Here is a 20,376-nt window from a genome sequence, read left to right as displayed (position 1 = left end):
CAAACCTAGCATAGTAACGCAACAAGCGGCGTCAGAAATGCGTCAGAAATGCCCTACGCAACGCCGAATGCAGTTTACCTAAAGGTTTCGCATGGATAACCTGCCCATATTATGGCTCTATCGATCAATCTTTTCGGGGGCCCCACCCTATCGCGAACCGATAGAGAGTTCGCACAACTTCCGACGCGCAAGTCCGAGGCGTTGTTGGCATTTCTTGTCGAACGCGGCGGTGCGCCGGTGTCGCGCGAAGCCTTGGCCGCGCTGCTTTGGCCCTACAGTGCAGAAGACCAAGCGCGCGCCAGTTTACGTCAGGAAATTTCGGTGCTGCGCAAAGCGCTTGGCGCAGACTTCTCTGCCCTCATTGTGGCGCAAGGGGACCGGATCGAAATCGCAAAAACCGGCCTGAACGTGGACATATGGAAACTGCGCGACAAAAGCGCAGAGGGCATATCCCCCGCCGCAACCGTAGAGCTTCTGGCGCTTTATACCGCACCCTTTCTTGACACTTTCCGAATTCGCAGCCAGCCTTTTTCCGATTGGGTTCGCGCGGCGCGCCAAGCCCTCGAAACGCAGGTTCTGCAGCTTGGACAAAACGCGTTGCAACAGGCTTTAGCAGAGCAGGACCATCCCACAATCGCGCAAATTTCGCAGCAACTTTACCGGATCGACCCGACATATGAGCCCGCACATCGTGCTTTGATCGCAGGGTATCTGCGAAACGGTGACACCACAGCGGCGCAGCGCCAGCTTGGATATTGCAAGGACGCTTTGAAAACCCACCTCGATATAGAGGTCTCGCAAGAAACACTTCAGCTTTTCGAAGAGAACCACTCGCACGTATCAGCCCCGTCAATCAATCGATCGACGCTAGCGAGCAGCAAGGCACCTGTGGTGCAACAAAGGCGGTTCATCAGTGTTCTAAGCATCGAGCTAGGACTGCAAATCGACGATCCTGAGGACTTTGAAAGCGCATCAGAGCACATGATCGCGCTTATCAAAACGAAGGTCAGCGCACGCAGTGGTTTTGTACTTCAAGCGTTTGGCGATCATTTTGTTGCCTGTTTCGGCTATCCGATCGGCTATGATACCGACCCTGACACTGCGGTATTCGCCGCGCGTGAAATTATCGAACACCTCTCGTCTGGCCCGCCCGCTGCGCCGCGCGTTCAAATCGGATTGGCTTGCGGGCAAGCCCTGATCTCCGAAACCCAAAGCGGCACGGGGACAATGATCAAAGTCTCCGGCGCGGTCGTCAAATCTGCCGAGAACATCGCGCGCTATGCGCCCTTTGCTGCAATCGTTGCGGATTCAGAGGCGCAAAGCGTGCTGTCGCCGGTGATCCGGTTTCAAGCGTTGGATCACCATCCAAGCATCGCAGTCCTGACCGGGCCTAACCAAATCGATGATCCACACAGGCAAATCGTGTTTCCCGTGCGCAAACACGCCCTCGTCGGCCGCGACGCGCAGTTGGATCAACTGCTCGGCCTGCTTGCACAGGCCAAAGCCGGTGTCGGCAGCGTCGCCGTCGTCTCCGGCAATCCCGGCGAGGGCAAATCAAGGTTGGCTCAAGAAGTGGCTGAACACGCGGTCGCGCTCGGGTTTGATCTTCTGATGTATCAAGGAAACCGGAGCGATCGTAATTCGACGTTTGCACCGATCCTTGATCAGATGTTGCAAAACGGTGCCTTTGCATCGCCCAGCGCCACAGCGGCGGAACTTGAGGCTTGGCTGGCGCAGCGCAGCCCCGAACTTGGCGGTGCAGCCCCCTATCTTGCATCGCTCCTGCAAATAATCGAGCCACAAGAGCTTGATGACAAAGATGTATCTGAAGCGGCAAAAGACGCGGCGTTGAATATTTTCTCTGCGCAAGCGAGCACTGCAAAACGCCCGTGCTTGATGATTTTCGAGGACATCCAATGGTTTGACCCTACAAGCTGCGAAGCGCTCACACGACTGATCGAGACGCTCGGCGCGGTGCCCGTCCTTGCGCTCGTGTTGTCACGCAAAGACGAAGCGCCCGACGTCGCGCAACATCCGCTCGCGCAGCGGATCGTGCTAGACCCCCTGCCCCGGCACAACGCCAAAGTGCTGCTGAAAGGGTTGCTTGCAAGCGCACAGGTGTCCGGCAAGACGATCGAGGACGTGGTGCAGCGCGCCGAGGGCAATCCGCTGGTTCTGGAGGAATTTGCAAAGTCGATCGTCTTTAACAGTTTACAGGCGCAAGCGCCGGGCTTGCCCACCACAGCAAAAACGGAACACGCCACGTCCGCCGACTGGGTGGAAACTCCGGCGCGGTTGTTGCCGTTCTTGTTGTCGCGTGTCGATGCGGTGCCGGGGGCGATACAAATGTTGCAATACGCCTCTGTTTTCGGACGCCGCTTCACCAACGCGCAATTGGTCCGCATGCTCGAACCGGCAAAAGCACAGAGCGCATTGTTCGAGCGCTTGGTTGATGACGACATTCTCTTTGCCACAACCCGGCTAAGCGAAACTTCCTATATTTTCAGGCACGCGCTTATCGGCGAAGCGATCTATGCGACCATTCCGAAACGGGCGCGTTCGAAGCTGCATGCAGCGGCGGCCCAAACCTTGCTCGAAGAGGTAGATCAGGCGCGCTTTTCCGAAGTTGCGCGGCACTATCGAACTGCAGGCATGCACGCCGAGGCCGCGCACTACTTTGAGCGATCAGGGGATCGGGCCGCACGCGTATCCGCCTTCGCAGAAGCGATTTCAGAATACCGTGAGGCCATCGCAATGACCGAGCGCCTTTCCCTTCAGAGCAAGCATCTTAGAACCCAGCTTACTTTGAACAGAAAAATCGTCGCCCAGATGATCGCGCTCAAAGGCATGCCAACCGTTGATATCAACGAATTTTATATAAACGCGCAAAGGCTAAGCACAGAGCTTGGCGATACCGGCGAACTGATAAATGCAAGCTGGGGCCATTGGAGCATCGATTTGATGGTTGCAAAGCTGGACCGGTGCCTTGAAACCGTAACATCGCTGAGGCCCGCATTTGAACGCCTGAACAGCCCCGCCGCTAATATGGTCGAGCATTACATGCTGGGTGTGAGCCATGCCTATCGCGGCGATTTACAGCTAGCCCGCACCCATCTGGAAGCCGCATTAGAGGTCTATTCGGACGATATCAAAGACGAGCTTCAGATGCGCTTTGGCATGGATTTGGGACTGACCAGCCATAGCTTCCTCGGTTGGATCTACGCCTTGCTCGGCCTCGAAGCGCAGGCTACGCGCGCAACGCAGCACGCTCTCAAAATGGCGCGTGCGAATGACAACGGCCTGAGCCTGGTTTTTGCACATGTCTTCAGCGCGACCAAATGCCTGTTTCTCGATCAATTGAGCGATGCGAAACATCATGCGGAGCAGGCCTTGAAAGGGGCCGAAGAAATGGGCTTTCCTCAATGGCAATCACAAGCGCAGCTGCAACTTGCGCGCGTCGCCGATTTATCCGGTGATCCGGCTGCGCTGGCCTTGATGCAAACGAACCTTCAGGACTATCTTGGCTCGGGTATGGTTCTGGCGCGCCCCTATGCGCAAACCTGGATCGCAGAGGCGCAAATACGCAATGGAGCTTATCAGGATGCTCTAGCGACGCTAGATGACCTGGATGAACATGTGCGTCTTTCAGGCGAGAGATACTTTGAAAGTGAAGCGCAAAAAGCGCGCGCGCATGCCCAGCATCACCTCTTGCTCGCAGGCCCGAGCGAGCCGCGCATTTGAAGCGAGCTTTGCAGCTCGAGCGAAACCCCGACACTTTTGCGTTCAACCATTTGCACAAGTTCGATCGCAGCCTTGCGGCCCATTTCGCGGTGCGGCACATGCACTGTTGTGAGACCGGGCGACACGATACGCGCCAGTTCGATATCATCGAAACCTGTGATCGAGATGTCCTCGGGCACGCGCAGCCCTCGCTCGCGCGCACGAAGCAGCGCGCCGACGGCTAGAACATCGTTGACGCACATGATTGCAGTCTTTTTCGCCCCGCGCTGCATGAGCGTGTCAAAGGCCGCTTGGCCATTTTCGATCTCGTAGGGGGTTTCGATGATGTCCAGATCGGCAGGGTCCAACCCGGCTTCTGTGACGGCTTCGGTGATGCCGTGGACCCGTTCGAGTGCGCGATCGTTGCCTTTGGTCATCGCCGAAATGACACCAATACTGCGATGCCCGCATTTCAGCACTTCGCGTGTCAAACTGCGCATGGCGGCACGATTATCAAAGCCGATCGCGGGCTGGGGTTTCCCCGCCGAATAGGCCCAAGCGATCAGCACAGGCACGTTTCTGCGCGCCAGATACTCGTAAACAGAGGGCGCACGCTCGTAGCCAATCAACAAAAGCCCGTCCGCACCGCGCGCGACAAGGGCGCGAATTTGCTCGTCCTCGACGTCCTGCCGGTAGGCGCTGCTGGACACCAGCAATGTATAGCCACGCGTGTGCAGTTCCTCCTGAAAGGCCTGCAAGCCTCTGGCAAAAATCGCGTTGTCCATGGTCGGAATGATCGCGCCGATCGTGAAGGTACGCTTGGCCGCCATGGCGCGTGCACCAAAGTTGGGCGTGTAGCCCAGCCGCTCGACCGCCTCCATCACACGGGTGCGCGTATCCTGCACAACAACGCCAGGCGAGTTCAAACAGCGCGAGACTGTCGCCGTCGACACGCCAGCAGCTTTTGCGACGTCTTGCAATGTTGGATTGGCGCGATCTGAAGTCATATCTGCCCTGCTCGCTCCCCGTTTATCCTCTGTTATCATAGACCTGTCGGCACAATAAGCGAAGGAAAATGTAAGCCCTTGCAAAGAATCGGTGTAAGCGCTTACACTGAGGCGATAGCAAACCGTTTGGGAGGGCGCTTTATGTATCTTGTCGCTTCTATCATCGTATTCGTTCTTTACTTCACGAACGTCGCTTTGGGTGCTTTTGCACAAGCGGCAGTTTTGGGGGACGTCGGCGAAATGCTGGTTCTGTTCGCGGCCTCGATCCTGTTCGTCGTCGCTATTTTACAAAAAGAAGCTGACCGAAAAGAAAAAAACGGCAGCTGATTGACTACCAATGGTCTACCGGGAGGAAACCAAATGAACGAAGAGAAAACACAGATTGCGTCGGTTGAACGCCGTAATTTCCTGAAGCTGGCAACGACGGGCGGCTTTACCGCAGCTCTGGTCGCCGGCGCGAGCGGGATGTTATTTTCAACCGAAGCTGCAGCGCAGACCGCCAATGAAGAGCGTGACCGCGAGAAAGCGGCAGAGCACATCATGACCATTGGCACGGCCTATGTGCTTGGTGCATCGCGCAGCTATCCAATTATGCAGCTCGACCTCAAAGAGAACATCCAGAACGCGACCAATGGCAAAGTTTACGTCAAGCTCGCACCGGGCGGTCAGCTCGGATCCGGCGGCAATCTGGTCCAGAAGGTCCAAGGCGGTACGATTCAGGCAGCGCAGCATTCACTTGCCAACTTCGCACCTTTCGCCTCCACGGTCGATCTGATCAACATGCCCTATCTGTGTGGCTCCAACCAGCGCTTCACCAATCTCGTGAATTCCGATTTCTGGAACTCCGAAGTACATCCCAAAGTTGAAGCCGCAGGCTTCAAGGCGCTGTTTTACGTCAACATCGACCCGCGCGTCGTTGCGGTGCGTAAAGGCGGCGCAGGGGCCGTTCTGTCACCCTCCGATCTGTCCGGCGTCAAGTTCCGTGTGCCCGGCTCCAAGATGCTTCAACAGTACTACCGCATGGTCGGCGCAAACCCGACGCCGGTCGCTTGGGGCGAAACACCCTCCGCGATCAAGCAGGGCGTTGCAGACGCGCTCGATCCCTCCGTGGGCGCGCTTTACGTCTTCGGCTTCAAGGACATCCTGTCCCATGTAACGTTCACGCAGGCCGTACCGGATTCTCAGGTTTACTCATGTAACCTCGAATGGTTCAATTCTATGCCTGCCGATATTCAGGAAGGCATCATGTGGGGCTCTGAAATGACCGCCCACCAGAACCTGTCCAAGGTTCCATCCGCGCGGGCCTATGCAATGGCCGAACTGGCGAAAGCCGGCGTTGAATTCCATTCCCTGAGCGAAGATCAGCTGGGCGAGTGGAAAGCAGCAGGCGGCTATCAGCGCCCGGAGTGGGACGAGTTCAAGACAGAGCTTGCCGGTTCCATGGACGCCTTCGCCAAGATGGAAGAGGCGGCTGGCACGCAGGGCAAGTACTACGTCCACGACGCCTAAACCAAATTGCGGATGCCCCTGCTGCAGGGCGTCCGCATCCTATCTCGCCGCCTTCCTTGAATTTTACAATTTTTTGCCGCCGCCCCCTTGGTTGGAGCGCAGCCGCGAAGCGATTGGATACCCTATGGATTTTCTCCGTCGAATAGACCGCAACGCCGAACTTTGGCTCTTGTTGGTGTTCTACGTGATGCTGGTGATCACGATGGCTATCGAAGTGTTGCGCCGTGAAGTCTTTGCCTATTCCTCAATTTGGGGTGAAGAGATTGTGCGCTATTCGTTCATCTATCTTGCATGGATCGGCGCCGCCGCCGCCGTCAAGGAACGCGCGCACATTCGCATCGACGTGCTGATGCACTACCTTGGGCCACGGCCCAAGGCGCTGATGTATATGTTTGGCGATCTGGTGATGTTTTTTGTGGCCATCGTGGCGCTTTATTGGTCGTTCGAGACAGTTTTGGTCTCTGCCCATTTCGGGTCAGTCTCGCATGGGCTGCGCATCTCGATGGTCTGGTTCCTGACGGCTGTGCCGCTTGGGTTTGCTCTGATCGTATGGCGGCTTTTGCAATCTTTCATGCGTGATCTGCGTGACCTGAAAAACGGCACCCCCGTTTATCAGGGCGATACATTGTTTGATTAAGGAACGCCTAAGATGCTTTGGAATACTGTAAATCAAACGGTCGAGCTGGGCTGGGATTTCTATCTGCCCGTTATTCTTTTCGTGGGCCTGATCGCGCTTGCCGTGCCGGTTTGGGCCGCGATCGGCGCCTGCGCCATCCTAATGCTGGTGATGTCGGGCGATCTGCCCCTATCCCTTGTCGGCGAGAGCCTGTTTTCCGGCATCGACGCCTTTGCACTGACGGCGATCCCACTGTTCATCCTGACGGGCGACGTTTTGGTGCGCACGGGATTGTCGCGAAAGTTTCTCGACGTGGCCGAAGCGCTGACCAACTTTGCCAAGGGCGGTTTCGGTTCTGCCACCGTGCTGGTCTGCGGTATGTTCGCGGCGATTTCAGGCTCTGACGCTGCGGGCGCAGCGGCGGTCGGGCGCATGACCATAGCGCGCCTCGTGGAAAGCGGATATCCGCGTCCCTATGCCTGCGCGCTGGTCGCGGCAGGTGCGTGTACGGGCATCCTGATCCCGCCCTCCATCGCCTATATCATCATCGGCCTTGTGCTGGGTATATCCGCCTCAACGCTGTTTCTGGCGGCGCTGATCCCCGGCCTTTCCATTCTGGCGTCGATCCTGATCACCAACCTTATCGTCAACCGCATCCACGGCTACGAGGGTGGCGGCAATCTCAGCTTTGCGGAATGGGCCACCAATCTGGTGCGCTCGCTCAAATCGGGTTGGTACGCGTTCATCGTGCCGGGCATCATCTTCTACGGTATCTTTTCGGGCCGCCTTACACCGACCGAAGCAGGCGCGACAGCCGTCATCGTCACCATCATCATGGGCTTCATGATGAAAACCCTGTCACTCGCGGATTTTCCTGCGATGCTGCTCAGCTCGGCCAAGGTGAACGGCGTGATCCTACCCATCATCGCCTTTTCAGCACCGCTGGCCGAAGCGCTGGCGATCATGGGTGTGCCCCAAGGTTTCGTGACCTCGATCACGTCGCTGACCAACGAGCCATGGATATTGATCCTGCTTATGATCGGCATTCTGATCGCCGCGGGCTGTGTAATGGAAACGACACCCAACATCGTGATCCTTGCACCGATCCTCAAGCCGCTGGCGGATAACATCGGCATGAACGAAATCCAGTTCTGCATCATGATGATCACGGCTCTCGGCGTTGGCTTCATTACGCCGCCCCTTGGCCTCAACCTGTTCGTTGTCTCAGGCATAACCGGCGAATCCATTCTAAAGATCGCAGCACGCGCCGTTCCTTTCGTCTTGTGCATGTTCATCGTCGTGTTGATGATCGCCTATATCCCTGCGATCTCGACCTCGCTCCTTCCAGAAATCTACCAATAGGACCAATGCCAATGCCCCGTGAGTATTTGAAGAAAGCGACGTTGACGTCGAGCTCTGACGCGTCTCAAGTTCATGAGACCGTTAAGACGATCCTGGCCGACATCGAAGCGGGCGGCGACGCAAAGGCGCTTGAATATGCCGCCAAGTTCGATCGCTACGAGGGCAGTGTTCTGCTCTCGCAAGACGACATCGACGCAGCGATTGCGCTGGTACCAGAAAAGCTCAAAGCGGACATTCGCTTTGCCCATGACAACGTGCGCCGCTTTGCTGAAACGCAGAAATCCACGCTCACGGATGTGGAAATGGAAATCGCGCCCGGATTTATCGCAGGTCAAAAGGCGATCCCCGTGGATGCGGCTGGCTGCTATGTGCCAGGCGGGCGCTATAGCCACATCGCGTCAGCGATCATGACGGTGACCACCGCCAAAGTCGCGGGCTGTCACAGCATCACAGCCTGCTCGCCCCCGCGCCCCGGCGTCGGCGTTGCCCCCGCGATAATCTATGCGGCGCATATTTGCGGCGCGGACAACATTCTCGCGATGGGCGGCGTGCAAGGCGTGGCGGCGATGACATTTGGCCTCTTCGGCCTGCCCAAAGCCAATATCCTTGTCGGCCCGGGCAATCAGTTCGTCGCCGAAGCCAAGCGTATCCTGTTCGGGCGTGTCGGCATCGACATGATCGCTGGACCAACCGACAGCTTGATCCTTGCCGACAAAACCGCTGATGCACATATCGTTGCGACAGACCTCGTGTCACAGGCCGAGCACGGCTACAACTCTCCCGTTTGGTTGATCACAGATGATCGCGCTTTGGCCGAAAAGGTGATGGAACTGGTGCCGGGCCTGATCGACGATCTGCCCGACGTGAACCGCGAGAACGCCTTCGCCGCGTGGCGTGATTACGCCGAAGTCATCCTCTGCGAGAACCGCGAGGACATGGCGAAATGTTCGGACGAATATGCGCCAGAGCACTTGACGGTTCAGGCGGAAGACCTCGATTGGTGGCTCGACAATCTGCTGTGCTACGGCTCGCTCTTTCTGGGCGAGGAAACCACCGTGTCCTACGGCGACAAGGCGACAGGCACGAACCATGTTCTGCCAACTTCCGGCGCGGCCAGCTACACGGGCGGCCTTTCGGTGCACAAATACATGAAGATCGTCACATGGCAACGCACCACGCGCGAAGGCTCCAAGGCCGTCGCCCAAGCGACGGCACGCATCTCGCGCCTTGAAGGAATGGAGGGCCACGCGCGCGCTGCGGACGTGCGCCTTGCAAAATATTTCCCGAACGAGACCTTCGATCTGACGGCTGACGGCTGACGGCTGAACATGAACGATCCACGCGACCTTTTCGATCTACGCGGGCGCGTCGCTTGCGTGACCGGTGCCAGTTCAGGTATCGGTCGGCGTGCGGCCATGACCCTCGCCCATGCGGGCGCGCAGGTCGTTGGCGTCGCACGTCGCCAAGAGGCGTTGGACAGCTTGCAGCATCAGATCGGCGATGCCATGGCCAGTGTGGTCGCGGATGTCGCAGATCGCAGCGCGATCCCTGCGCTGGTAGAAGCGATAAGCGCGCCCTTCGGTGCACCTGATATCCTCGTGCATGCGGCAGGCGTGAACACCCGCGAAGCAGCGGATGATGTAACGCCAGAAGGCTGGGACAAAACCCTCGCGCTCAATCTTTCTGCGCCGTTCTTTATCTCGCAGGCCATGGTGCCCGCGATGAAAGCCAAAGGCTGGGGGCGGATCGTCAATTTCGCCTCGTTGCAAACGACCCGCGCCTTTCCCGGCGGCATTGCCTACGGGGCAAGCAAAGGTGGGATCGCACAACTGACACGCGCCATGGCGGAAGCGTGGTCGCAGGGCGGCATCACAGCAAATGCAATCGGCCCGGGCTTTTTTCCGACAGAGCTGACGGCGGCGGTTTTCGATAACCCCGAGCGCGCCGCGCGCAACGCGGCCCAGACCTGCGCGGGGCGCAATGGCCGCATGGAAGATATGGACGGCCCCTTGCTATTCCTGTGCTCGGAGGCATCAAGCTATGTGACGGGGCAAGTCCTGATGGTCGACGGGGGGTTCACCGCCAAATGAAAGCACTGGTTTATGATGGCGTGGAAACGCTGGGATATCGCGATGTGCCTGATGCAGTTGCAGCTTCGGGCGAACATCTGATCCGCGTCGATGCGGTAGGGATTTGCGGCTCTGACATGCACGCCTACCTTGGTCACGATGCGCGCCGTCCTGCGCCTCTGATCCTTGGGCACGAAGCGGCAGGCGTTATCGTTGGCGGCGACATGGATGGCCGCCGCGTTACGGTCAATCCTTTGGTCACGTGCATGGCGTGCCCCGCGTGCGCAGGAGGCCGCGAGAACCTGTGCCCCAAGCGTCAAATCATCTCGATGATGCCGCGCGAGGGGGCGTTCGCGCAGTATATTGCGATGCCCGCCAGCAATCTGGTGACGGTGCCGCACGACGTTCCACTTGCAAAGGCCGCATTGGCAGAGCCGCTTGCAGTAAGTTGGCACGCTGTGCGCCTCGCGCTTGAAGCACTTCACCCGAGCATGGAAAAACGCGCGCTGGTGATCGGCGGCGGCGCGATCGGATTGGCGGCGGCGCTGGCGCTAAACGCGATGGGCGCGCAGGATGTGACGATTGCCGAGCCGAACACGGCGCGGCGCGGCTATCTGATCAAGACCTGTGGCCAGAACGCTATTGAAGAAGCCAGCGGCGACTACCCCATAGTGATCGACGCGGTCGGATATGCCGCCACACGCGCCGCCGCTTCCGCAAGAGCGGCGGCAGGCGGCGTTGTCGCCCATGTAGGCCTTGGCGAGGACGAAGGCGGGCTGGACGTGCGGCGCATGACCTTGCAGGAGATCACCTTTATCGGCACCTACACCTATACCGCACAGGATTTTCGCGACGCGGCGGCAGCAATCTTTGATGGCCGCCTCGGCGCGCTGGACTGGACTGAAACGCGCGCGCTTGCGGATGGGCAAAGCGCCTTCGCCGATCTGCGCGCGGGCAAGGTCGCGGCACCGAAAATCATTCTTGATCCTTGGCAGATATGACGGAGACGCTTTGATGTACGCTAAAATCCTTGTTCCCATGGCGCTCGATCACGGGCTATCACAGCAAACGCTCGAAATCGCGCGCGCGCTTTGCGCGAAGGGCGGCGACATCATTGCGCTGCATGTGCACGAAGCGCCCCAAGGCTCCGTCACCGCCTATCTTGACGAGGCCACGATCAAAGCCGGCTTCGAGAGATCACGCGCGCTCTTGAGTGACAAGCTGGCCGAAATCGACGGCGTCAAGCGCGAGATTGTAACAGGCCACAGCGCACGCGCGATCCTTGACTACGCCTCTGCAAACAGCATCGATTGCATCGTTATCGGATCGCACAAGCCCGGATTGAGCGACTATTTTCTCGGCTCCACCTCTGCGCGCGTCGTGCGCCATGCGGGCTGCGCGGTACATGTTCACCGCACCAACACATAACCCCAGTTTCCCGAACCACGCGCATATGCGCAAAACCTGAAAGGCCCCATCGACATGAATATCGACAAGAAGATCACCGATGATCTTGTCGCCAACAACGTTTCCTTCGTCACCACCGTGCCCTGCAAGCAGTTGGCCGGTGTGATCGAAGAAATCGACGCGCGCGACGAAATTTTCCACATCCCGTCCAACAAGGAAGACGAGGGCATGGGCCTGTGCGCGGGCGCGCATATGGGCGGCAAACGTCCTGCGATCATCATGCAGAACACAGCCATTGGTGTCACGATCAACACGCTTGCGACATTAATCCAGTATTACCGCATGCCCTTGCCGATGCTGATTTCCTATCGCGGCGAGCTGCGCGAACCTGTGGCTTGTCAGGTCGAAATGGCCGTGCACACCAAGGCGCTGCTGGACGAGATGAAAATCCCGACCTACCACTTCCACCACCAGTCCGATGTGGAAGAGTTCGACGCGATCCTGAAATACACATTCATGTGCAACAAGCCAGTCGCGATCCTGACCGACGCTAACTTCTGGGGAGGCTACGGGGACCAATGATCAGATCTGAAATCCTGAAAGAAATCGCCCCGATCATCCGTGATCAGCTCGTGGTCTGCAACATCGGTCTGCCCAGCCAAGAGCTGCATATGATCGACGACCAGCCCACAAATTTCTACATGCTCGGCACCATGGGCCTGTCGTCCTCCATCGGTCTCGGCCTTGCCTTGTCGCAAGATAAAACCGTGATCTCCATCGACGGTGACGGCTCGGTTCTTACGAACCTTGGCACGCTGCCGACAATCGCCAACAATGTGGCCGATAACTACATTTTGCTGATCATCGACAATGGCTCTTACGGCTCTACGGGCGATCAGCCGACCTATGCCGGCATGAAAACCTCACTGACGGCCGTTGCAAAAGCCTGTGGCTGCGAGAACGTGATCGAAGTGCAAGACAAGGACCTCGGGCCTGTTTTGCAAGGCGCGATCGATAGCAAGAAGATGACCGTAATCGTGTGCAAATGCGACAGCGGCAACATCAAGCTGCCTGTAATCACGATGGATCCCGTGGTGATCAAGCACCGCTTCATGACCGCCGTCGCGTCCTGATGACCAGGGCCGCCGCGCATATCCACTCTGCGAGTGATGCGCGGCGGCTTGCCAAGAAACGCCTGCCTTGGATGATCTTTGACTATATCGACGGCGCTGCGGGCGAAGAAACTGGTGCGATGCGCAATCGCGCCGCTATGGACGCGACGACGCTGCGCCCCCGTATTCTGCACAATGTGAGCGAGCGCGCGCTTGGCGCAAGCCTCTTTGGGCAACCCGCGCAGCGCCCGTTCGGCATCGCGCCCATGGGCATGTGCAACCTCTCTGGCCCCGGCGCCGATTTGATGCTGGCGCGCCTTGCCGCAAAGTACCAAGTGCCGCACGGCGTCTCTACCGTAGCCTCGACCCCGATGGAGAAGATAATCGAAGTGGCCGACGGACACGCGTGGTTCCAGCTTTATTTCAGCGGTGATGGCACTGGCACTTTCAAGCTGGTCGAGCGCGCAAAAGCGGCGGGCTACGAGACACTGGTTCTCACCGCTGATGTGCCCGAAGTGGGGCGCCGCCCACGCGAATTACGCCACGGTTTCAAAATGCCGTTTCGCATCGGTCCGAAGCAATTCATCGACTTTGCGCTGCATCCTCATTGGTCTTTATCGGCCCTCTTCGCAGGCAAACCGCAAATGGCAAATTTTGAAATGGAGGGCTATGCTTTCGATCGCACCGAAAGCCGCGCGCGCGCTGATTGGGATACGCTCAAACGCCTGCGCGACGCGTGGCGCGGCAATCTGGTGGTCAAAGGCGTGCTCGATGTCGAGGACGCGCTCGCACTGCAAGCAGCGGGCGTGGACGCGATTCAGGTCTCCAGCCACGGTGCGCGCCAACTTGAAAGCGCGCCCTCACCCTTTAGCCTGCTGCCGGCCATGCGCGCAGCGCTCGGGCCAGATTATCCGATCTTTTTCGACAGTGGACTGCGCTCGGGCGAGGACGTGCTCAAAGCACTGCACGCGGGCGCCGATTACGTCTTTTTTGGGCGAATCCTGCAGTTCGCCATCGCCGCAGCCGGCGAAGCGGGCCTTGAGCGGCTTTGGGACGTTCTAAGCGACGAGCTAAGCATTGCTATGGCGCAAACGGGGCTGACCCAATTGCCCCCGCAACGCGTTTAAGCAGAGCCTGGTTCGGGATCTTCGTCGGGTGATTTCAACGTCGACCAGGTATCATCCTGCGATGGCTTGGGGGGTGTTTCGCACACGCCTTTGTGAATGTTCACTTTGGCAATGAAATTTGCCGAAATCGGTGCAGTGACGAACAGGAAACCCATAATCAAAAGCTCATGCACGGAGGTCTCTGCGAGCATGAAGGAATGGGTCATCGAAGCCAAAAGCAACATGCCGATCCCAACTGTGCCGACTTTTGTCGGGGCGTGAAGACGGGTCATCGGGTCTTTGAATTTCAACAGACCGATGACGCCCACGGCAACGAAGAAAGCACCGATCAACAAAAAGGCCGCCGTCGCATATGTACCGATAATTTCTGCACTCATTCGATGATGTCCCCCCTCAGGATGAAGCGCGCCAAAGCGACCGTTGAGACGAAGCCCAGCATTGCGATCAGCAAAGAGACTTCGAAATAGATTTGCACGCCCTGATGGATGCCAAGCAGCACTACAAGGCCAAGCGCGTTAATGACCATTGTATCAAGGGCCAGAATACGATCCCCCGTCGTTGGACCGATCACAAGGCGCGCCATCGACAGGAGTTGGCCAAGCGCGAGCGTGACAAATGCAACAGTTATCGCGACATCTAAAAGTGAAGTGGCTGATATCATGAGAATATCTCCTTCAGGCGGCGCTCGTAGCGTGTCTTGATCTCGTCGCGCACAGCATCCGGGTCATCCGTGTGCAGCACATGTACCAAAAGGTTGTGGCCTTCGTCAGACAGATCAGCCGACACGGTGCCGGGCGTCAAGGTGATCGTCCCGGCCAACATCGTAATCGCCTCCGGCTCGAGCAAATCAAGGGGCACGACAATCCACGCCGGCTTGAGCTTGGCATTGGGGACGGTCAACACAATCCATGCAACCTCTACATTCGCAATGACAATGTCCCACACGACGACAAGGCTGTAGGACAGCATCTTGCCCAAGCGGAACCCTTTCGGGCGATCGGGCCACCAAACCGAAGTGCTCCACGGAATGATGATGCCGAGGATCACACCAAAAACAGCCATCCCAGCAGAAAATTCATTCTGTAGCAGAATCCAGACCACAGCCAAAAGCAGGGTAAGATAGGGGTGCGGCAAGAACCAATAGAAAACGGTGCGCATCATGTCAGTGATCCCCCTTTGGCTTGCTGAGTTTACCGGGCGTGTCGATCACCGTCGACACATATGGCTCGGGAGCGAACAACTGCGCGGCCATGGTTGTTGTGTAACCATGGACAAATCCGGCAAAGACCGTGTGGGCCGCAAGCAGCGCAATCAATCCACCAACAGCAATGTAGGACAAGGTGGCAGGACGCTTGGCTTCAGCTGCGCCTGGCACAGGTGAAGCGCCATGCGCCTTCCAAAAAAGGATACTGCCTGCACGCGCAAAGCCCAAAATGCTGACCAGACTGGAGGTCAGCACGATTGCCCAAATCCAGACCATGAAGGGCGATGAGTAGGCCGCGTCCAGAACCAGCAATTTCCCTAGAAAGCCCGAAAGCGGCGGCAGGCCTGCCATCGCTATCGCGCCTGCGAAGAACAGCGCCGCCGTCAACGGCGCACCGGCCACAGGTGGCTGCGGCGTCAACTCAAGGTTCGCCCGAGCGCTGCGCACGAGATCACTGATCAGGAACAATGCCGCACCTGCAAGGGTGGAGTGCACAATGTAATACAACGCCGCTGCAATGCTTTGCGGTGTGAAGAGCGAAATCGCGACCATCACCATGCCCATTGATCCGATGACCGAGAACGCCACAAGGCGATCCAATCGCTTAGCCCCCAAAACACCCGTCATGCCAACGGCGACGGAAATCAAAGCCGCAGGCAAAAGCCAGACCTCATGCAATCCGGATGTCACCTCCAGATCGGGCGGGAAGATCATCGTGTAGACACGGATGATCGCATATGCGCCAACCTTGGTCATGATCGCAAAAAGCGCCGCCACGGGCGCGGGCGCTTCGGCATAGCTCGAGGGTAGCCAGAAATGCAGCGGCACCAGCGCCGCCTTGATCGCGAAGACCAGCAACAACAGAACCGCAGCGACGCGGATGCCGACGGTTTCTTCGGCACCGATCAGTGCTGCACGATTGGCAAGGTCCGCCATATTCAGCGTGCCCGTTTCTGCATAGATCGCACCGAGCGCAAACAGGAACAAGGTCGAGCCGATCAGATTGAACAACACATATTGCACGCCCGCGCGCAGCCGCGCGTTGCCACCCGCGTGGATCATCAATCCGTAGGATGCAATCAGCAACACTTCAAAGAAGACGAACAGGTTGAACAAATCACCCGTCAGGAATGCGCCCATGATGCCCATAACCTGAAATTGAAAAAGCGCATGGAAATGCCGCCCCCGATCATCCCAGCCAGAACCGATGGCGTAAAGCAGCACGAAAAGCGCAAGCACCGCTGTGAGCAGAACCATCATCGTCGACAGCCTGTCCCCGACCAGAACGATGCCAAATGGCGCAGCCCAATCGCCCAGTTGATACAGCAGAACCGAACCATCAGAGGTCTGAAAGACCAGGCTCAGAGCAATACCGATAAGGGCAAGCACGCCCGCCACGGAAAAGGCACGTTGAATACCGATGTGATAGCGCGCAGCCAGCACGATGAACGGTGCAAGCAAGGCAGGCAAAATGACGGGCGCAATGATCCAGTGGGTCATGTTCGGCTCTCCGTCGCTGGTGCTTTGTCGCTGGTGGCATCCGGATCATCGGGTTGATCATCTACATGATCGTCGTCCGAACCCAGATAGGCCCCGAGTGCGATCATCACGACAACAGCCGTCATACCAAAGGAAATAACGATCGCCGTCAGGACAAGCGCTTGTGGCAAGGGATCTGCATAAACGTCAATCCCATCGCGCAGGATTGGCGGTGCCCCAGTCGTCAAGCGCCCCGAAGCAAAGAGAAACACATTCACCGCATAGGTCAGCAGCGAAATCCCCAGAATGACCGGAAATGTGCGCAAACGCAGCAAAAGATACAGACCGGCAGCAGTCAAAATGCCAATGGCAGATGCAACAAGCAGTTCCATGCTACACTCCCTCTTTTAGTGGTGCGGTGTCACCTTGCGGCGTGTTTTCACGTGACGGATCTATATCCATCGGATGTTCGCTATCCTCGACATGGGCACGTCGCGCAAGCCGCGAAAAGCTCTCAAGCGAGAGCATCACAGCCCCGACGACAGACAGGAAAACACCCAGGTCGAACAAGGCCGCGGTCGCCAGTTCAAATTCCTCAAACGGCGGAATGCGCACGTAGGTGAAATCCGAGGTCAGGAAAGGCTTGCCGACGAACCACGATCCGATGCCCGTCAGTCCGGCGATCAAAACACCTGCGCCAATAACGCCATGATAGGGATAACGCAGACGTGCAGAGGCCCAGCCGAATCCACTGGCCATATATTGCATCACCACCGCGATCGACACGATCAATCCGGCAATGAACCCGCCGCCCGGCTCGTTATGGCCGCGCAGGAAGATGTAAAAGCCAACCATCAGGACGAAGGGCATGATGCCACGCGTCAGGACAACCATCATCATCGGGTGCATATTACCTGCGCGCTTCATATCAGGTTTGCGGTTCAAAAGACGCGCGCGTACAGGTCCGTTGAGCAAGGTTTCCGTCAACGCATAGATCAGCAAGGCTGCGATGCCCAAAACGATGATCTCGCCGTAGGTGTCAAAGCCGCGGAAATCGACGAGGATCACGTTGACCACATTGGTTCCGCCACCGCCTTTGTAAGAGTTTGCCAGATGGAACTGCGAAATCGGAGCCGTGACTGCATCGCGCAAAAGGTAGTGATAGGCGAGGGCAAAACTGGCCAGACCGCCGATCACTGCAACGACGCTGTCGCGTGTGCGATGCCAAAGCGTGCTTTCTACAGGCGTGTCGTTGGGCAGGAAATTGAGCGCGAGTAAAAGCAGAATGATCGTGACCACCTCAACAGTGAACTGCGTCATCGCCAGATCAGGCGCACTGAAGAAGACGAAACCGATCGACACCATAAGGCCGACGATCCCGATCAACATCAGTGACAAAAAGCGGTTACGGTGCAATAGAACCATTCCGAGGGCCGCAGCGACCAGCATGGCCCAACCCGCAATCGCGACCGGGCTCGCGGCCTGCACTTCGCGCGTTGGGGCACCGACGGTACCCGTGACCCAAGCGTGATATCCGGCAGCGACGATCGCAACCGCGCCGATGGCCGCGTAACGCGAAAACGCGCCGTTATGCACTGCGCCAATTCCTTTTTGCGCCAACATAGCGACACTATGCACGATCGCTTCGAAAATCACCTTTGCCTCCGGACGCGGCAAGGCATCCCAAACACGCAAGGACGGCTTGAAAATGGCCAGCATGATCAAACCACCGACGACAGCGACCATGGACATATAGAGCGCGGGAACAAGGCCGTGCCAGATCTTGAAATATGCCTTTGGCACTTCGGCAGCATCGCCGAGCACCGAAGCGGTCACCAACTTGACGAAGGGTTCCGCAAGGAAAGGCGCAATCCCGATCACAACAACCAGAACGACCAGAATGGCCGGAGGCAGCCACAGGCCCGCGCCCGGATCATGAGGCTTGGCTGGATAATCGTCGCGCACCGGACCAAGGAAGACATGCCCGATCAGACGGAAACAGTAAGCGGCGGAAAAGAGAGATCCAAACGTTGCCAGCGCAGGCACCAACCAAGGAGAGTTGAACAAGACCGTTTGTGTCGCTTCCTCCAACATCATTTCCTTGGAAAGGAAACCGTTGAGCAACGGAATACCTGCCATCGATAACGCTGCCAGAGATGCAATCATAAAGGTGATTGGCATCAATTTTCGCAGCCCGCCAAGACGGCGAATATCGCGTGTGTGCGCCTCGTGATCAATGATGCCCGCCGACATAAACAGCGCCGCCTTGAACGTCGCGTGATTAAGAATATGAAACATTGCGGCCATTGCACCAAAGGCTGTGCCGGTGCCGAGAAGCATGGTGATCAAGCCAAGATGGCTTACCGTGGAAAAGGCAAGCAGCGCCTTGAGATCATGTTTGAACAGCGCAATCACCGCGCCAAGCACCATGGTAATCAAGCCCGCTGTCGTCACGATTACGAACCATTCAGGCGTGCCCGACAAAACAGGCCACATGCGCGCCATCAGGAAAATCCCCGCCTTCACCATCGTGGCAGAGTGCAGATAGGCCGAGACAGGCGTCGGCGCGGCCATCGCGTGAGGCAGCCAGAAGTGAAACGGGAATTGCGCCGATTTGGTGAAACATCCGAGCAGGATCAGGATCAATGCAGGTACATAGAGCGGGTCGGCCTGGATGAGATCGCGGTTTTGCAGGATCACGCTTAAATCGTAGCTTCCGGCGATCTGGCCAAGGATCAGCATGCCGCCGATCATCGCAAGTCCGCCCATACCCGTGACCGTCAACGCCATGCGCGCGCCTTGTCGCCCCTCTGGCAGATGCTTCCAATACCCGATCAAAAGGAAGGACGATAGCGACGTCAACTCCCAGAAAACCAGCAAAAGCAAAATGTTATCGCTTAGAACAATTCCAACCATCGCACCTTGAAACAGCAGCAGGTAGGTAAAAAACTGCCCCATATTGTCGTCGCGGCTAAGGTACTGGCGCGCATAGGCGATGATCAAAAGGCCGATACCAAGGATCAAAAGAGCGAAGAAAAAGCCAAGCCCGTCCAGCATCAGGGTGAAATTAAGGCCCAGCGCAGGCATCCAATCCACACGCGCCATCACGACATCGCCCGCCAAAATTGTCGGCAAATGACTAAGCAGTCCGACGAATGCAGCAAGGGAAACCGAAAAGGTCACCCCCGCGCAGGCCGATCGACCTGCAGAATTCATTAAACCGGGCAAAAGAGCACCGAAGAACGGCAAGGCGACGATAAAAAAGAGTGACACGCGAGCTCCTGATCCGGTTAAGAATGTGACGTCTAAACTGCACTGGACAGGCGAAATCTCAAGAGTAATCGACAATTTCAGTCAAAAATCTCGCGCCAGCTCGTTTTTACTGTCGGACTTGCTCTCCCATATGCGTTGGCCGACGGCAAATTGTAAGTGAGCCTGATTGATTTTCCGTGCGAATTTCGGTTTTCTTCGAAAAATTAATGCCGAAGCCTGGCTTCAACATGCAAGGCGTTAAACTTCGTTTTTGGGTTTGTCCAAAGCACTATTTGGCTCCCAATTCGATCGCTAATGGATCAGACAGACTGTCCTCACGCGTGCTGAGCTTGTTGCAAGTCGTGAGATTTGGCTTGCTGGGCATGCCGCTTGTTTTGGGAGGATTAGTATTCGTGTTGTCTTCCCCACATACCACATAGCCGATCTCGGGCTTGCCGTTTTACTGTGCGGCCCCCTAGCTGCTACTCTTGGGCTGTGGAGCTGTGGAGCTG

General features: G+C 57.4%; 19 protein-coding genes. 12 read left to right on the top strand and 7 right to left on the bottom strand.

The window, feature by feature from the left end:
* Nucleotides 1-111 precede the first annotated feature (111 nt).
* On the top strand, nt 112-3,741 hold the full coding sequence (locus B9P63_RS12515) for an ATP-binding protein (protein ID WP_085309311.1): 3,630 nt from the start codon (nt 112-114) through the stop codon (nt 3,739-3,741).
* Here the strand turns inward: B9P63_RS12515 and B9P63_RS12510 are convergent.
* The gene (locus tag B9P63_RS12510) at nt 3,702-4,727 is read right to left on the bottom strand and encodes a LacI family DNA-binding transcriptional regulator (RefSeq protein WP_085309571.1); all 1,026 of its coding nucleotides are present in this window, start codon (nt 4,725-4,727) and stop codon (nt 3,702-3,704) included. The two genes, B9P63_RS12515 and B9P63_RS12510, sit on opposite strands and share 40 nt — an antisense overlap.
* Nucleotides 4,728-4,868: 141 nt before the next feature.
* On the opposite strand from B9P63_RS12510, the gene B9P63_RS12505 reads away from it, so the two are divergent.
* The 11 genes from B9P63_RS12505 to B9P63_RS12455 all read left to right on the top strand — a co-directional run bounded on the left by B9P63_RS12505 (nt 4,869) and on the right by B9P63_RS12455 (nt 13,929).
* Nucleotides 4,869-5,054 carry a hypothetical protein gene (locus B9P63_RS12505; protein ID WP_085309309.1) on the top strand — a complete coding sequence of 62 codons (186 nt, stop codon included), beginning with the start codon at nt 4,869-4,871 and terminating at the stop codon, nt 5,052-5,054.
* A gap of 33 nt (nt 5,055-5,087) precedes the next feature.
* Nucleotides 5,088-6,236 carry a TRAP transporter substrate-binding protein gene (locus B9P63_RS12500; protein WP_085309307.1) on the top strand — a complete coding sequence of 383 codons (1,149 nt, stop codon included), beginning with the start codon at nt 5,088-5,090 and terminating at the stop codon, nt 6,234-6,236.
* 124 nt (nt 6,237-6,360) lie between these two features.
* Entirely contained in the window at nt 6,361-6,873 is a 513-nt protein-coding gene (locus B9P63_RS12495) for a TRAP transporter small permease (RefSeq protein ID WP_085309569.1), read from the top strand.
* Nucleotides 6,874-6,885: 12 nt separating this feature from the next.
* Nucleotides 6,886-8,214 (top strand): TRAP transporter large permease, encoded by a 1,329-nt coding sequence (locus B9P63_RS12490; RefSeq protein WP_085309305.1) that lies wholly within the window; start codon nt 6,886-6,888, stop codon nt 8,212-8,214.
* Nucleotides 8,215-8,225: 11 nt separating this feature from the next.
* Nucleotides 8,226-9,533 carry a histidinol dehydrogenase gene (gene hisD / locus B9P63_RS12485; protein WP_085309303.1) on the top strand — a complete coding sequence of 436 codons (1,308 nt, stop codon included), beginning with the start codon at nt 8,226-8,228 and terminating at the stop codon, nt 9,531-9,533.
* Between the two features lie 9 nt (nt 9,534-9,542).
* The gene (locus B9P63_RS12480; RefSeq protein ID WP_085309301.1) at nt 9,543-10,304 is read left to right on the top strand and encodes an SDR family NAD(P)-dependent oxidoreductase; all 762 of its coding nucleotides are present in this window, start codon (nt 9,543-9,545) and stop codon (nt 10,302-10,304) included.
* Complete coding sequence (locus B9P63_RS12475; RefSeq protein WP_085309299.1) at nt 10,301-11,284, top strand: alcohol dehydrogenase catalytic domain-containing protein; 984 nt, start codon at nt 10,301-10,303, stop codon at nt 11,282-11,284. The genes B9P63_RS12480 and B9P63_RS12475 overlap by 4 nt, the downstream gene beginning before the upstream one ends.
* Before the next feature lie 13 nt (nt 11,285-11,297).
* Nucleotides 11,298-11,711, top strand: coding sequence for a universal stress protein (locus B9P63_RS12470; RefSeq protein ID WP_085309297.1), 414 nt, complete (start codon nt 11,298-11,300; stop codon nt 11,709-11,711).
* Between the two features lie 54 nt (nt 11,712-11,765).
* The gene (comD, locus tag B9P63_RS12465) at nt 11,766-12,272 is read left to right on the top strand and encodes a sulfopyruvate decarboxylase subunit alpha (protein WP_085309295.1); all 507 of its coding nucleotides are present in this window, start codon (nt 11,766-11,768) and stop codon (nt 12,270-12,272) included.
* Nucleotides 12,269-12,823 (top strand): sulfopyruvate decarboxylase subunit beta, encoded by a 555-nt coding sequence (gene comE, locus B9P63_RS12460; RefSeq protein WP_085309293.1) that lies wholly within the window; start codon nt 12,269-12,271, stop codon nt 12,821-12,823. Before comD ends, comE begins: the two co-directional genes overlap by 4 nt.
* Nucleotides 12,823-13,929 (top strand): alpha-hydroxy acid oxidase, encoded by a 1,107-nt coding sequence (locus tag B9P63_RS12455; protein ID WP_085309291.1) that lies wholly within the window; start codon nt 12,823-12,825, stop codon nt 13,927-13,929. The genes comE and B9P63_RS12455 overlap by 1 nt, the downstream gene beginning before the upstream one ends.
* Here the strand turns inward: B9P63_RS12455 and mnhG are convergent.
* The 6 genes from mnhG to B9P63_RS12425 are packed head-to-tail and all read right to left on the bottom strand — an operon-like array spanning nt 13,926 to nt 19,885.
* Nucleotides 13,926-14,306, bottom strand: coding sequence for a monovalent cation/H(+) antiporter subunit G (gene mnhG / locus B9P63_RS12450; protein ID WP_085309289.1), 381 nt, complete (start codon nt 14,304-14,306; stop codon nt 13,926-13,928). The two genes, B9P63_RS12455 and mnhG, sit on opposite strands and share 4 nt — an antisense overlap.
* Nucleotides 14,303-14,590, bottom strand: a complete 288-nt coding sequence (locus B9P63_RS12445) for a K+/H+ antiporter subunit F (protein WP_085309287.1) — start codon at nt 14,588-14,590, stop codon at nt 14,303-14,305. The genes mnhG and B9P63_RS12445 overlap by 4 nt, the downstream gene beginning before the upstream one ends.
* Entirely contained in the window at nt 14,587-15,087 is a 501-nt protein-coding gene (locus tag B9P63_RS12440) for a Na+/H+ antiporter subunit E (protein WP_085309567.1), read from the bottom strand. Before B9P63_RS12440 ends, B9P63_RS12445 begins: the two co-directional genes overlap by 4 nt.
* Nucleotides 15,088-15,091: 4 nt before the next feature.
* The gene (locus tag B9P63_RS12435) at nt 15,092-16,633 is read right to left on the bottom strand and encodes a monovalent cation/H+ antiporter subunit D (RefSeq protein WP_085309285.1); all 1,542 of its coding nucleotides are present in this window, start codon (nt 16,631-16,633) and stop codon (nt 15,092-15,094) included.
* Nucleotides 16,630-17,004 (bottom strand): Na+/H+ antiporter subunit C, encoded by a 375-nt coding sequence (locus B9P63_RS12430; RefSeq protein ID WP_085309283.1) that lies wholly within the window; start codon nt 17,002-17,004, stop codon nt 16,630-16,632. Before B9P63_RS12430 ends, B9P63_RS12435 begins: the two co-directional genes overlap by 4 nt.
* Before the next feature lies 1 nt (nt 17,005).
* Nucleotides 17,006-19,885 carry a monovalent cation/H+ antiporter subunit A gene (locus tag B9P63_RS12425; protein ID WP_085309281.1) on the bottom strand — a complete coding sequence of 960 codons (2,880 nt, stop codon included), beginning with the start codon at nt 19,883-19,885 and terminating at the stop codon, nt 17,006-17,008.
* Nucleotides 19,886-20,376 lie beyond the last annotated feature (491 nt).

Origin of the sequence: Planktotalea arctica, assembly GCF_002105285.1 — a bacterium.
In the GTDB taxonomy this organism is placed as follows: Bacteria; Pseudomonadota; Alphaproteobacteria; order Rhodobacterales; family Rhodobacteraceae; genus Planktotalea; species Planktotalea arctica.
The sequence above is the reverse complement of the archived record's forward strand: the minus strand, read 5'-3'. Positions and strand labels throughout refer to the sequence as shown.

What these genes read in the sequence shown, in the direction of transcription:
- B9P63_RS12515 (WP_085309311.1), top strand. Translation starts at nt 112, where the DNA reads ATGGCTCTATCGATCAATCTTTTCGGGGGCCCCACCCTATCGCGAACC.
- B9P63_RS12510 (WP_085309571.1), bottom strand. Translation starts at nt 4,727, where the DNA reads ATGACTTCAGATCGCGCCAATCCAACATTGCAAGACGTCGCAAAAGCT.
- B9P63_RS12505 (WP_085309309.1), top strand. Translation starts at nt 4,869, where the DNA reads ATGTATCTTGTCGCTTCTATCATCGTATTCGTTCTTTACTTCACGAAC.
- B9P63_RS12500 (WP_085309307.1), top strand. Translation starts at nt 5,088, where the DNA reads ATGAACGAAGAGAAAACACAGATTGCGTCGGTTGAACGCCGTAATTTC.
- B9P63_RS12495 (WP_085309569.1), top strand. Translation starts at nt 6,361, where the DNA reads ATGGATTTTCTCCGTCGAATAGACCGCAACGCCGAACTTTGGCTCTTG.
- B9P63_RS12490 (WP_085309305.1), top strand. Translation starts at nt 6,886, where the DNA reads ATGCTTTGGAATACTGTAAATCAAACGGTCGAGCTGGGCTGGGATTTC.
- hisD (WP_085309303.1), top strand. Translation starts at nt 8,226, where the DNA reads ATGCCCCGTGAGTATTTGAAGAAAGCGACGTTGACGTCGAGCTCTGAC.
- B9P63_RS12480 (WP_085309301.1), top strand. Translation starts at nt 9,543, where the DNA reads ATGAACGATCCACGCGACCTTTTCGATCTACGCGGGCGCGTCGCTTGC.
- B9P63_RS12475 (WP_085309299.1), top strand. Translation starts at nt 10,301, where the DNA reads ATGAAAGCACTGGTTTATGATGGCGTGGAAACGCTGGGATATCGCGAT.
- B9P63_RS12470 (WP_085309297.1), top strand. Translation starts at nt 11,298, where the DNA reads ATGTACGCTAAAATCCTTGTTCCCATGGCGCTCGATCACGGGCTATCA.
- comD (WP_085309295.1), top strand. Translation starts at nt 11,766, where the DNA reads ATGAATATCGACAAGAAGATCACCGATGATCTTGTCGCCAACAACGTT.
- comE (WP_085309293.1), top strand. Translation starts at nt 12,269, where the DNA reads ATGATCAGATCTGAAATCCTGAAAGAAATCGCCCCGATCATCCGTGAT.
- B9P63_RS12455 (WP_085309291.1), top strand. Translation starts at nt 12,823, where the DNA reads ATGACCAGGGCCGCCGCGCATATCCACTCTGCGAGTGATGCGCGGCGG.
- mnhG (WP_085309289.1), bottom strand. Translation starts at nt 14,306, where the DNA reads ATGAGTGCAGAAATTATCGGTACATATGCGACGGCGGCCTTTTTGTTG.
- B9P63_RS12445 (WP_085309287.1), bottom strand. Translation starts at nt 14,590, where the DNA reads ATGATATCAGCCACTTCACTTTTAGATGTCGCGATAACTGTTGCATTT.
- B9P63_RS12440 (WP_085309567.1), bottom strand. Translation starts at nt 15,087, where the DNA reads ATGCGCACCGTTTTCTATTGGTTCTTGCCGCACCCCTATCTTACCCTG.
- B9P63_RS12435 (WP_085309285.1), bottom strand. Translation starts at nt 16,633, where the DNA reads ATGACCCACTGGATCATTGCGCCCGTCATTTTGCCTGCCTTGCTTGCA.
- B9P63_RS12430 (WP_085309283.1), bottom strand. Translation starts at nt 17,004, where the DNA reads ATGGAACTGCTTGTTGCATCTGCCATTGGCATTTTGACTGCTGCCGGT.